Genomic DNA, 11,921 nt, shown 5'->3' with positions numbered 1-11,921 from the left:
GAGCCTAACCAGTACGGCTCCGGAATCGCGGTCGCCCAACGGGTTGATTCCGCACCGAGGTCGGTACGAAATCAACCCGATCTCGCGGCCTCGACGGCATCATCGAACCATGACGTTGACGACACGGATGTTGACTACTTCGACCTGGGACGATTTCGCGGCGCTCGTCGAGGCCAACAACGGGGTCTGGGGTGGATGTTGGTGCATGGGCTTCCACCCGGAGGGCGTGGGGACCGGGAAGCACACCGTGGGAGGCAATCGCGACGCCAAACGCCGGCACGTCGAGCGCGGAACCGTACGCCAGGTGTTGGTGTACGAGGGCGACGACTGCCTCGGCTGGTGCCAGTTCGGCCACCCGGTCGAACTGCCCAACATCAAGAACCTGCGCAAATACACCGACGGCCTGGACGAACTTCCCGACTGGCGGATCGGCTGCGTGTTCACCGGCTCGAAGCACCGTGAAAAGGGTGTGGCCGCGACCGCCGTCGAAGCCGTGATGCGGGAGATCGTCCGGTCCGGCGGCGGCACCGTCGAGGCGTACCCGGAGCAGACCACCGACCGGCCGCCGCAGCGCGGTGCCTACCTGCACACAGGTCCGGAGGAACTCTTCACCCGGTTCGGGTTCGAACGCGTCCGGAAGATCGCCAAGTGGCGTTGGGTGATGCGCGCGGAGGTCGCGCCCGACGCCGGCTGATGCCATGATCATCGGGTGGACGATTCGATCCTGACCGCGTTGACGACGGCCGGCCTCGGCGGAGACCGCAACGCGATCCGGGTGGCCAGGACAACTCAGGCGTGGCTCGACGCCGGTGCCGTGTTGCGGGACCGCGAGGCCGAGGTGCTCGACGGCGCCGCGGCCGGGATCGAGCAGGTCGGTTCATCCTCGGTCCTCGGTCTGCTCGCCAAGCCGATCATCGATCTCGCGGTCGGACTCGGTCCGGACCAGCCGCTTTCCGTTGTGACACAGCGATTGGAGGCCGACGGCTGGGACTATCGCGGCGACGCCGGCAGCAAGGGTGGGCACGTGTTCATGCTCCAGACGCGACCGCTGCACCGCCTGGCGCACCTGCACGTTGTTGATCATCAAAGCGGAGAATGGCGCAACTACCTGCGCTTGCGTGATCTCCTCCGGCGCAGCCCGGAAGCGCGCCGACGCTACGAGGGCGTCAAGCTGGAGCTGATCGAACGCGACCACACCGACATGCGTGCCTACACCTTCGGCAAGACCGACGTGGTGGTGGCGTTGCTCGACGAGCTTGGGTGAGGTTGCCGGCCGTCGACCCGGCGCGCGGCCTGCCCACCGGCCGCATCTCGAGCGCTGGACACGAGCGACCGGACCGTCTCACCCGAACGCCGCCGGGCGTGCGACGATGCCCGCATGCGGCACTTCGATCTCTGCATCATCGGATCCGGCTCCGGCAACACCATCGTGGACGAACGCTTCGCCGACCTGAACATCGCCATGATCGACCAGGGGATCGGACCGGACGCCGTCTTCGGCGGCACCTGCCTCAATGTCGGCTGTATCCCGACCAAGATGTTCGTGCTGCCGGCCGACCTCGCCAACAGCCCGTACGAGGCCGCTCGGCTCGGCGTCGACCTGACGTTCAACAAGGCGGACTGGCCGGCCATCCGGGATCGGATCTTCGGCCGGATCGATCCGATCTCGGCCGGCGGCGAGGAGTATCGAGCCACCGCCCCCAACGTGACCCTCTACCGCGAGCACGCTCGGTTCGTCGGACCCGGCACCGTGCAGGTCGGCGACGGGCAACTCACCGCAGACCGCTTCGTGATCGCCGCCGGCAGCCGGGCGGTCCTGCCAGAGATCCCCGGACTCGACGCCGTCACCGCGCACACCTCCGACACGGTGATGCGGATCGATGCGTTGCCGCAATCCATGATCATCATCGGTGGCGGTTTCATCGCCGCCGAGTTCGCGCACATCTTCTCCGCGTTCGGGGTCGACGTGACGGTGCTGCTGCGATCGGACCGGATGTTGCGGCACGAGGACGACGACGTGTCCGTCCGCTTCACCGAACTGATGGCCGAGAGGGTACGGATCGAGCCGCACGCCCGGATCCGGCGGGTCGATCCGGGCGAGACGGGCGGTGTCGTGGTTCGGACCAGTCACGCCGGTGACCTGACCGCCGACCTGTTGCTGGTGGCGACCGGCCGACGCCCCAACGGTGATCAACTCGAGGTGACCGCGGCCGGCATCGACCTTGATGATCAAGGTCAGGTGATCGTCGACAAATACCAGCGCACCACGGTCGACGGCGTGTTCGCGCTCGGCGACGTCTGCTCGCCGCATCAGCTCAAGCATGTCGCCAATCACGAGGCCAGGGTGGTCCAGCACAATCTGCTGCATCCCGACGCCATGATCGAATCCGATCACCGGTTCATCCCGCATGCGGTCTTCTCCGACCCGCAGGTGGCAGCGGTCGGTATCACCGAAGCCGAGGCGATCGAGCGCGGCATCGACTACACCGCGGCAGTCCAGGACTACGGCAGCGTCGCGTACGGCTGGGCGATGGAGGACAGCCGTCACTTCGCCAAGGTGATCGCCGACCGGCAGACCCAGCAGTTGCTCGGCGCCCACATCATCGGCCCGCAGGCGTCGTCGCTGATTCAGCCACTGATTCAGGCGATGAGTTTCGGTCTGCCGGCCCACCAGATGGCCCGCGGCCAGTACTGGATCCACCCGGCGCTGCCGGAGCTGGTCGAGAATGCCCTGCTGTCGTTGAAGTTCGATGACTGATCGACTCGGCCGCCGGGCCCGGCTACCGGCCGGGCTGCTGCTCGGTCTGACCTTGATCACCGGCTGCGGCGGGGTCGACCAGTCCGGCTCCGGCCCCGGGTCCTCGACGACACCGCACTCGACCCCGCGGGCGAGCGCCGCGCCGACCGCCACTCAGCCGACCACCGGTCCACCGACCGCGACGGGGAAGACCACCCTGAACTCGACGACCACGATGACCCCGGCACCCTCGCAGACGAAGACGCCGAACACTGCGCCCACATCAACCAGCCCGGCCACAAGCAACAGTTGTCGTTCGCTGGCCGGGGCGTTGTCGCTGAAGCAGCAGATCGGCCAACTCTTCATGGCCGGTACGAGTTCGGCCGGCATGTCCGACGCCGAGGCCGAACGCCTGGCCCGGTTGAAGGTCGGCTCGGTGATCCTGCTGGAGAACTCAACCGCCGGCCGCGCCACGATCAAACAGGTCACCGACAGCATCCGCCACCGCGTCGGTACCGATCATGGCGTACGCCCGTTGCTGGCCGCCGACCAGGAAGGCGGTCAGGTGCAGCGTCTGGCCGGCCCGGGGTTCGACACCATCCCGAGCGCTCGCGATCAGGCTCGGATGAGCACCACCGAGTTGCGCGCCTCGGCCCGCATCTGGGGTGATCAACTCCATGCCGCCGGCATCGACGCCGATCTTGCTCCGGTGGCCGACGTCGTCCCGGCGTCGATCGGCGACCGGAACCGGCCGATCGGCGCGCTGGACCGTGGCTACGGACCTGACCCGAAGGTCGTCGAACAGCACGACATCGCTTTCCTGAAAGGGATCCAGGCCGCCGGGGTTGCGACCAGCGTGAAGCACTTCCCGAATCTCGGCCGGGTGATCGGCAACACCGACTTCGCCACCGACGTGACCGACGATCACACCACCCGCGACGATCCGGACCTTCGCCCGTTCCGCGGATCGGTCAAGGCAGGCGTGGACATGGTGATGGTGTCCTCGGCCCGCTACACCAAGATCGACCCGGACAGTCCGGCCACCTTCTCCAGCACGATCGTCTCCCGGATGGTCCGTGACGACCTCGGGTTCACCGGCGTGATCATCTCCGACGACCTGGCCGGCAAGGCGCTGAGCAGCGTGCCCAGCCGCGACCGCGCCCTCGATTTCCTCAAGGCAGGCGGGGATCTCTCGATCGTCGGCGACCCGAGCACGATCGAGCCGATGGTTCAGACGGTCCGACGCGCCGCCGCGCAGGACCCGAAACTGCGGCAGCGGATCGCCGACTCGGCCACCCGCGTACTGATCATGAAAGCACGCTACGGCCTGACCGACTGCAGCTGATCACCAAGGCCGGACGATCAAGATCAACCGTCGACGGTGATCTCGCTCATCACCCGATCCGCGTCGGGCTGATACTGCTTGGCGTTGTCCGGGATGGAGGAGTAGAAGAGCCCGGAGGTGGCGCCGGCGTCGATGATCAAGATCGTCATCGTCTCGCCCTTGGCCTTGAGCCCTTCGATGTCGAAGGTGAGATGCGACTTCAGCAGCCAGGCATCGTGTCCGTCGACCTTCGTCGCCTTGCTCTCCTCGTCGTGCCGCTGCACCGGGTTGTCACCGTAGAAAGCGCCGACGATGCACTTGGCCACGATCTCCGAGCCCTGCTGCGGAGTGAAAAACCCGTCGCCGGCGATCAGTTGGGCGATCAGCACCGACGCGACCCAGCTGTTGTTGCCCTGGTAGTGCGGCTCGATGGTGATTTCCTGCGTCTGCACATCGCTGCCGAACGGGACCCGGTCGTCACCGTGTGGAGTGCTCCAGGGCGAGCCGAGTTCCGGATAGGAGACCGGACCGCCGTGCACCCGGCCATCGTTGGGATGCGGCTTGGCGCTGGCCGATGCGGTGGTCGTCGGGCACGGGTTGGTCGAACCCTGGCCCCCCGGTTCGTCACCGCCGAGCAGCGAACCGCCGCCGAGGGTACGGATCAGCAGCACGATCACCACGATGATCGCGATCAGGCCGAGCCCGCCGCCGATCCACCAGCCGATCGGGCTCTTCTTCTTCTCCTGCTGCTGATAGGCCTCGTACGCGCTGCCGTACTGGCCGTAGGGCTGCTGGCCGAACTGCTGCCCACCCTGCTGGCCGTACGCCTGTTGGCCGGTTGTTTGATCGCCCGGCTGACCGATGCCCTGACTGGGCGGTGGGACCGAAGGGTTCGGCGAGGTCGCGGCCGACCAGGCATGCCCGTCCCAATAGCGATACATGCCGGGCTGGCCACCCGGATCCGGATACCATCCTGCGCTCGCCACGTGGGGGAGTGTATGCGGCATCCGGGGCCATCTCACAAAAGACGCTCAGGGTCCGGACGCGGGCGGATCAGTCGACGGTGAGCTGGTCCAGCACCTTGTCCGCGTCGGCCTGGTACTGCTTGGCGTTGTCCGGAATCGACGCGTAGTAGAGGCCCGAGATGGCGCCGACGTTGATGATCACGATGATCATGGTCTCGCCCTTGGCCTGCAGGCCCTTGATGTCGAACTGCAGGTGGGATTTCAGATACCAGGCGTCGCGTCCGTCGACCTTCGTTGCCTTACTGACCAGATCGTGCCGCTGCACCGGATTGTCGCCGTAGAAGGTGCCGACAACGCACTTGGCGACGATCTGCGAGCCCTGCTGCGGGGTGAAGAAGCCGTCGCCGGCGATCAGCTGGGCGATCAGTACGCCGGCCAGCCACTGCTGCTTGTAGCCGTACGTCTCGGTCACCACGGTCTGGGACTGGATGTCACTGCCGAACGGCACTCGATCGTCGCCGTGCGGCGCGCTCCACGGGGCGCCGAGCCGCGGATAGGAGAGCGGTCCGCCGTGCACCCGGCCATCGTTCGGATGGTCGGCGCCAGCGCTCGCCGAGAAGGTCGTGGTAGGGCAGGGGTTGGCCGATCCCGGCCCGCCCGGGTCGTTGCCGCCGCCGAACGTGCCGCCACCCAGAGTGCGGATCAGCAGAACGACCACCACGATGATGGCGATCACGCCGAGCCCGCCGCCGATCCACCAGCCGATCGGACGCTTCTTCTCCGCCTGTTGCCGGTAGCTCTGGTACGCGGTCGGTCGGGTCTCGTCCGCCGCCGAATCGGCAGGCCGCTCGGTCGGTTGCCCCAGTTCCGGATGAGGCGGTGCGGCGGTCGGACTGGCCGACAACGCGGCGGACCACGACTGCCCGTCCCAGTAGCGATACATGCCGGGTTGTCCGCCCGGATCCGGATACCACCCTGCACTCGCCACGGCGAAAGCATACGGATCGGTGAGCCGATAGCGTTCCGGCTGTTCCGATGGCCCTTCCCGGGGTGCGCCGTACGGTCGTTACGCCCGGCATGCGCCACCGGACGCTCACGCCGATCAGCCGCCGTTGTTGTGGCCGTCGAGTCCGGCCGGTCGGCTCGATCACCGCCACGCAATTTGGGAAAGTCCCGACGATGCCGCCGATCGCTTCCAGTCCGGAGTCGACGACCTCGCCGGCGAGACCATGATCATCGCCGCCCACGGTCTGTTCATGGTCGCCTGGCTGAGCAAGATCGGATACGTCGACTCGGGCGCCGCAGCCGGCGAACTCTGGACCAGCCTGCAATTCCCCCACCTGCTAACGCTTCGGATCTGACAGCACCACCGAAGGTTCCTGAGCAACGCGCGCGGACCGTCAACGCAAGATGATCTTGGCACTTGAGCCCGACAAGGGTCCTGAGCAAGGCGCGCGGACCGTCAACCCAAGGTGATCTTGATATCCGACCCCGCCGAAGGTCCTGAGCACGGCGCGCGGAACGGAACTGCAAGGTGATCGTAGTCCCCGGCCGCACCAACGCCTCCGGCAAGGCGTGCGAACCGTGACGCAACCCCAAGGGACCTGAGTAAGGCGCTGACCTGGGCACACAACCGGTATCTGTTGGTGGGGTCGGCCCGTGGCACGACGATGTCCGAGCTTCCGCAGAAGTTTCTTGCTGGATTGACCTTCTCGGCGGGCAAGGACGTCAGTGGTCGTCTTTAGGATGGGTTCCATGGTTGAGGGTGGCGAGCTTGATCCGGTGCGGGTGCTGCGTAATGCGGGCATCGCGTGCCGGCAGGAGCGTGCCGCCAGAAACAAGAAGTTGATCACCGCGGTCGATTGGGCCCACTGTAATCCCCCGGAGTCGATCGATCCGCACCAGCTCGACGTTCGCGGTGGGGAACGGCCGATCCATCCAGCCGGTGAGGGTGCGCCGGGGATGGCCGGGTTCGCGGTGGCCGAGCTCGCCAGCACCCTGGGCATGTCGTGTGGGGGCGCAACGCGGTTGATCGCCGACGGGCTGGATTTGCGGCATCGATTGCCGCGGCTGTGGGCCGGGTGTGTGGCAACGAGATCGACGGGTGGCGGGCGCAGATCATCGCCCAGCAGACCCGGCAGCTGAGCCTGGATCAGGCGTTGCGGGTGGATGCGGCTGTGGCCGACTACGTCGGCCGGTCGGCGTGGGGGCAGGTGTTGCGGCTGCTCGACGCCAAGATCATCGAGATCGACGCCGAGCGGATCGCCAAGCTGGCCGAGGAGTATCGCAACGAGTTCGGCGTCTGGCTCGGTCAGGCCACCGAGCACGGCGCCAAGACCCTGTTCGTGCGGGGCGAGGCACCCGATCTGATCTGGTTCGACGCGATGGTTGACCGGATCGCCGACATCCTGGGCACCCGTGGGGACACTCGGTCGAAGGGTCTGCGGCGGGCTGCGGCGGTCGGGATCTTGGCCAATCCGTTGCACGCGTTGCGGCTGCTGGCCGAGGATGACGCGCCGTCGCTGTTCGATCCCGATCTTGAGGGTGTCGAGGATCTGTCCGGTGTTGATCTTGGTCCTGCGGGTGAGACTGAAGGGCCAGGAATGCAGCCGGAGGGTCCTGAGCTTGTCGAAGGACCGGGAAGGCAAGCCGAGGATGATCATCCGGTCCGGTTCCCGCGGATCGATCAGGATCGGGTGTTGGCTCGGGCGATGGTCGCGGCGATCGGTCGGCTGGATCCGGCCCGGATGCGTCCCGACGCCACGCTGTACGTGCACATCGCCAAGGAGACCCTGGAGTCCGGGCTCGGCGTCGCCCGGGTGGAGGACATCGGGCCCGTGGTGTCGAGCCTGGTCGCCGACTGGCTGGGGCGCTGCGACGTCACCGTCAAGCCGGTGATCGACCTGAACGCCGAATTGACTCCGGTGGATGCGTATGAGGGGCCGCGGGCGATGCGGGAGCGGATGTTCCTGAAGCGGCCGACCAGCGTCTTCCCGTTCTCATCATCACGCGGTCAAGGTCTTGATCTTGACCATAGCGACCCGTATCGAGACGGTGTTCCCGGGCAGACTCGTGAGGACAATCTCGCCCCATTGAGCCGGAGCGAACACAACCTGATCACCCGTGGCTTGTGGAATCGCCGACAACCCGAGCCCGGAACCTTCCTGTTCCGGGCGCCGCACGGCAGAGTTCTTCTGGTCAACCAGACCGGAACCCACGATCTCGGCGACAGTCGTTTCGCCGACCAGATCTGGCACTGCGCCGCGCCCCAACAGTCCTGACCACACCCCACGGACGAAGTCGCAACCCAAGGGTCCCGAGCAAGGCGCGTGGACCGGTGTCGCAAGATGATCTTGGTACCTGAGCGCACTGAAGGACCCTAGGCAAGGCGCGCGGACCCAAGGGTCCTGAGCCTGTCGAGGGACCGGTATCGCAAGATGATCTTGGCAGCCCGCCCGCAGTTGCTGGCCCTTCGACAGGCTCAGGTCCTTTGGGTGAGTCTCTGGATTGGTGCGGTTGCTGGCCCTTCGACAAGCTCAGGGCCCTTCGGGTGAGGCTCTGGATCGGTGCGGGCATCCGACCCTTCGACAGAGACGCCGCGCGAAGTCAGGAGTGCGATTCGGCGGCCCAACGCTCGGCGCACTCCATCAGAAGCGTCCAGGCAGGCGACTTGATCTGCCCGTAGCCGGCGAGGTCGGGCTGCGCGGCTGCGACCGCCCGCTTGAAGTCCGACCAGAGCGCCACCTTGTCAGGGTTGGCGATCAGGTAGTCCCGGAACAGGAGCGCCCGGCGGGTCGTCCCCGCATCGGCAGGTCGTACGTGAATGTTGCAGTTGCGCCCGTCGATCGGCGGCGCGAACACCATCTTCGGCCACTCGCGTCCGTCGGCCGACTCGCTGTTGTTCCACGGCTCCGGCCGGCGGCGATAGCCGGCCCTGGACAGATTCTGCTCGGCCGACGAGGCATCCAGATCGTCGACGATGATCATCAGATCCAGGCACGGCTTCGCCGCCATACCGGGGATGGAGGTCGAGCCGATGTGCTCGAACGCAATCGCGTCCGGCACCAACGCTCGGAGTTCGCTGATCAGGTCGGCCCCCTGACGGGCCCAGGACTCTTGATAGGAAACGACGACGACACCGTCGGGATTGAATTCGTCAGCGAAGGGCATCCGGCAACGTTATCGGCCGCGATGCGACCTCGCGGCCGACGGTTGACGAGGGTCAGCCGAAGCGGCCGGTGATGTAGTCCTCGGTGGCCTTCTGATCGGGGTTGGCGAAGATCTTCTCGGTCGATCCGATCTCGATCAGCCGGCCCGGTTTTCCCTGCGCAGCAAGGTTGAAGAAGGCGGTCTGATCACTGACTCGGGCGGCCTGCTGCATGTTGTGCGTGACGATCACCACCGTGTACTCCTCCTTCAGTTGGCCGATCAGGTCCTCGATCGCCAGCGTCGAGATCGGGTCCAGCGCCGAGCACGGCTCGTCCATCAACAGCACCTGCGGCTCGACCGCGATCGCCCGGGCGATGCACAGCCGCTGCTGTTGACCGCCGGACAGGCCGATGCCGGCCTTGCCGAGCCGATCCTTGACCTCGTTCCACAGGTTCGCCGCCCGCAGCGACTTCTCCACGGCCTCGCCGAGGACCTTCTTGTTCTTCACCCCGTTCAGCCGCAGCCCCGCCGCGACGTTGTCGAAGATCGACATCGACGGGAACGGGTTCGGCCGCTGGAAGACCATCCCGACGATCCGGCGGACGGCGACCGGATCCACGCCGCTGCCGTAGAGATCGGTGCCGTCCAGCTCGACCTTTCCCTTCACGTACGCGCCGGGGATCACCTCGTGCATCCGGTTCAGCGTCCGCAGGAAGGTGGACTTGCCGCAGCCGGACGGTCCGATGAAGGCGGTCACGGTGCGCGGCTGCACGGTCATCGAAACCTCTTGTACGGCATGGAAATCGCCGTAGTAGATGTCGACGTCGCTAACGTCGATGCGCTTGGCCATCTGGGCTTACTTCTCCTTCAACTTGCTGAATCGGCTGATCCCGCGGCCGATCAGATTGAGCGCGATCACGATCAGGATCAACGTCAGCGCCGCACCCCAGGCCCGGTCGAATCCCGGCAGTCCGGGCGGCTGATCACGGAGCGAGTTGATCATGGTGGGCAGTGACGCCATCACCCCGGAGCCGGGATTGAAGTTGATCCCCATCGCATAGGAAACCAAGATCAACAACGGCGCGGTCTCGCCCATCACCCGGGCGATGCCGAGCAGAACGCCGGTGACGATGCCGCTGAGCGCGGTCGGGATGACGACCTTCACGATCGTCTTCCACTTCGGCACCCCCAGCGCGTACGAGGCCTCCCGCAGACTGTCCGGGACCAGCTTGAGCATCTCCTCGGTGGACCGCAGCACCGTCGGCAACATCAACAGCACCAGGGCGAACGAGGCCGCCACCGCCGACCGGCCCAGACCCAGCAGGGTGATCAGGAAGGCGAAGATGAACAGCGCCGCCACGATCGACGGGATGCCGGTCAGGATGTCGACCGCAAAGCTGATCACCCGGGCGATCTTGGTGCCGCGGGCGTACTCGACCAGATAGATGGCGCCGAGCACCCCGAGCGGGACGGCGATTGCGGTACAGATCAACGCGATCTCGACCGTGCCGACGATCGCGGCGTAGGCGCCGCCGCCCTCCATCAGCGGGGTGATGCCGCGCTGACTCTGCAACCACCAGTTCGAGTTGAGCACGACCCGGATGCCGCGGGTGATCACCGAGTAGAGGATCCACACCAGCGGTGCCAGGGCCAGCAGCGTGGCCGCCGAGACCAGCACCGTGGCCAGCAGATTCTTCGCCGTCCGAGCACCCCGGGGGCGAGTCAGGTCCAGCGGCTCCGGCTGGGCTTGGGGACGAGTGTCGACGAGTTCGGCGGTCATGGGTTCGCCCGTCCTCGGTCGGCGATGAGCCGGGCGACCGCGTTCACACAGAAGGTGACCACGAACAGCACCAGGCCGGCCGCGATGTAGGCGCCGGTCTTCTCCGGGGTGTCGAACTCCTGGGCGTTGTTGGCGATCTTGCTGGCGAACGTCTCGCCGCCGGCCAGCACCGACGGGTTGAACGGGTCGCCGGGTGCCGGCATCGACAAGATGATCATCACCGCGATGGTCTCGCCGAGGGCCCGGCCCAGGCCCAGCATCGACGCGCTGATCACGCCCGACCGGCCGTACGGGAGCACGGTCATCCTGATCTTCTCCCAGCGGGTGGCGCCCAGCGCCAACGCCGCCTCCAGCTGATCGGCGGGTGTCTGCTCGAACACGTCCTTGGAGATCGCGGTGACGATCGGGATGATCATGATCGCCAGCACCACCGAGGCGACCAGCACGGTGCCGCCGGCCGAGACTCCCGAACGAAACAAGGGAATCCAGCCCAGGGAGTCCTCCAGGAACGAGCTGATCGGCTGCATCCGGGGTGCGAGCTCGATGATGCCCCACAGGCCGAACACGATCGACGGAACGGCGGCCAGCAGGTTGACCACGAACGCCAGCGGGCCGGCCAGCCGGCGCGGTGCGTACTGGGTGATGAACAGGGCGACGCCGACCGAGATCGGCACCGCGATCAGCATCGCCACCACCGAGGACAACACCGTGGTCCACAGCAGTCCGGCGATGCCGAAGCGCAGATTGCCGCTGTCGCCGACCTGCCACTCCCGTGACGTCAAGAAGTTGACCTGATCGGCGGCCAGGCTCGGAATCGCCATCCAGAGCAGGAAAACGCCGACGAAGACGACGATGGCGATGATCACCAGGCTGGCGCCGAGTGAGGCGCCGCGGAAGAGGCGATCGCCGAAGCGGCCGATCTTGGCGAACCGGACCGGGTGATCACGTACGGCGTGGTCAGCACCC

13 protein-coding genes are annotated in these 11,921 nt (G+C 66.5%); 7 read left to right on the top strand and 6 right to left on the bottom strand.

Going from position 1 to position 11,921, the window contains the following annotated elements; all coding sequences use genetic code 11:
* Positions 1-109 precede the first annotated feature (109 nt).
* From FOE78_RS22225 to FOE78_RS22210, 4 genes are all read left to right on the top strand, one after another.
* The gene (locus FOE78_RS22225; protein ID WP_210414715.1) at positions 110-694 is read left to right on the top strand and encodes a GNAT family N-acetyltransferase; all 585 of its coding nucleotides are present in this window, start codon (positions 110-112) and stop codon (positions 692-694) included.
* Between the two features lie 15 nt (positions 695-709).
* Positions 710-1,264 carry a GrpB family protein gene (locus tag FOE78_RS22220; RefSeq protein ID WP_143988200.1) on the top strand — a complete coding sequence of 185 codons (555 nt, stop codon included), beginning with the start codon at positions 710-712 and terminating at the stop codon, positions 1,262-1,264.
* A 114-nt stretch (positions 1,265-1,378) separates the two neighbouring features.
* Positions 1,379-2,758 (top strand): mycothione reductase, encoded by a 1,380-nt coding sequence (locus tag FOE78_RS22215; RefSeq protein ID WP_143988199.1) that lies wholly within the window; start codon positions 1,379-1,381, stop codon positions 2,756-2,758.
* A complete protein-coding gene (locus FOE78_RS22210; protein ID WP_143988198.1) occupies positions 2,751-4,082 on the top strand; it encodes a glycoside hydrolase family 3 N-terminal domain-containing protein in 1,332 nt (443 codons plus the stop codon). The genes FOE78_RS22215 and FOE78_RS22210 overlap by 8 nt, the downstream gene beginning before the upstream one ends.
* A gap of 23 nt (positions 4,083-4,105) precedes the next feature.
* Here FOE78_RS22210 and FOE78_RS22205 read toward each other — a convergent pair whose 3' ends face one another.
* Positions 4,106-5,047: a DUF2510 domain-containing protein gene (locus FOE78_RS22205; protein WP_168207634.1), complete on the bottom strand. Its 942-nt coding sequence runs from the start codon at positions 5,045-5,047 to the stop codon at positions 4,106-4,108.
* A gap of 67 nt (positions 5,048-5,114) precedes the next feature.
* A complete protein-coding gene (locus tag FOE78_RS22200) occupies positions 5,115-6,014 on the bottom strand; it encodes a DUF2510 domain-containing protein (protein ID WP_143988196.1) in 900 nt (299 codons plus the stop codon).
* Between the two features lie 124 nt (positions 6,015-6,138).
* Here FOE78_RS22200 and FOE78_RS22195 point away from each other — a divergent pair, with 124 nt between their 5' ends.
* From FOE78_RS22195 to FOE78_RS22185, 3 genes are all read left to right on the top strand, one after another.
* A complete protein-coding gene (locus tag FOE78_RS22195; RefSeq protein ID WP_143988195.1) occupies positions 6,139-6,387 on the top strand; it encodes a hypothetical protein in 249 nt (82 codons plus the stop codon).
* A 394-nt stretch (positions 6,388-6,781) separates the two neighbouring features.
* Positions 6,782-7,171, top strand: a complete 390-nt coding sequence (locus tag FOE78_RS22190) for a hypothetical protein (protein ID WP_143988194.1) — start codon at positions 6,782-6,784, stop codon at positions 7,169-7,171.
* Entirely contained in the window at positions 7,099-8,307 is a 1,209-nt protein-coding gene (locus FOE78_RS22185; protein WP_168207633.1) for an HNH endonuclease signature motif containing protein, read from the top strand. The genes FOE78_RS22190 and FOE78_RS22185 overlap by 73 nt, the downstream gene beginning before the upstream one ends.
* A gap of 325 nt (positions 8,308-8,632) precedes the next feature.
* On the opposite strand, the gene FOE78_RS22180 is transcribed toward FOE78_RS22185, so the two are convergent.
* Genes FOE78_RS22180 through pstC form a run of 4 tightly spaced genes read right to left on the bottom strand, consistent with a single transcriptional unit; the run spans position 8,633 to position 11,875 of the window.
* Positions 8,633-9,196, bottom strand: a complete 564-nt coding sequence (locus tag FOE78_RS22180) for a GrpB family protein (protein WP_143988192.1) — start codon at positions 9,194-9,196, stop codon at positions 8,633-8,635.
* Between the two features lie 52 nt (positions 9,197-9,248).
* Positions 9,249-10,025 carry a phosphate ABC transporter ATP-binding protein PstB gene (gene pstB / locus FOE78_RS22175; protein ID WP_143988191.1) on the bottom strand — a complete coding sequence of 259 codons (777 nt, stop codon included), beginning with the start codon at positions 10,023-10,025 and terminating at the stop codon, positions 9,249-9,251.
* Between the two features lie 6 nt (positions 10,026-10,031).
* Positions 10,032-10,955 carry a phosphate ABC transporter permease PstA gene (pstA, locus tag FOE78_RS22170; protein WP_143988190.1) on the bottom strand — a complete coding sequence of 308 codons (924 nt, stop codon included), beginning with the start codon at positions 10,953-10,955 and terminating at the stop codon, positions 10,032-10,034.
* Positions 10,952-11,875 (bottom strand): phosphate ABC transporter permease subunit PstC, encoded by a 924-nt coding sequence (gene pstC, locus FOE78_RS22165; RefSeq protein ID WP_210415063.1) that lies wholly within the window; start codon positions 11,873-11,875, stop codon positions 10,952-10,954. The genes pstA and pstC overlap by 4 nt, the downstream gene beginning before the upstream one ends.
* Positions 11,876-11,921: the final 46 nt, after the last annotated feature.

The organism is Microlunatus elymi (assembly GCF_007362775.1).
Lineage (GTDB): Bacteria > Actinomycetota > Actinomycetes > Propionibacteriales > Propionibacteriaceae > Microlunatus > Microlunatus elymi.
Note: the sequence above shows the minus strand (reverse complement) of the source record. Positions and strands in the feature narration are given on the sequence as shown.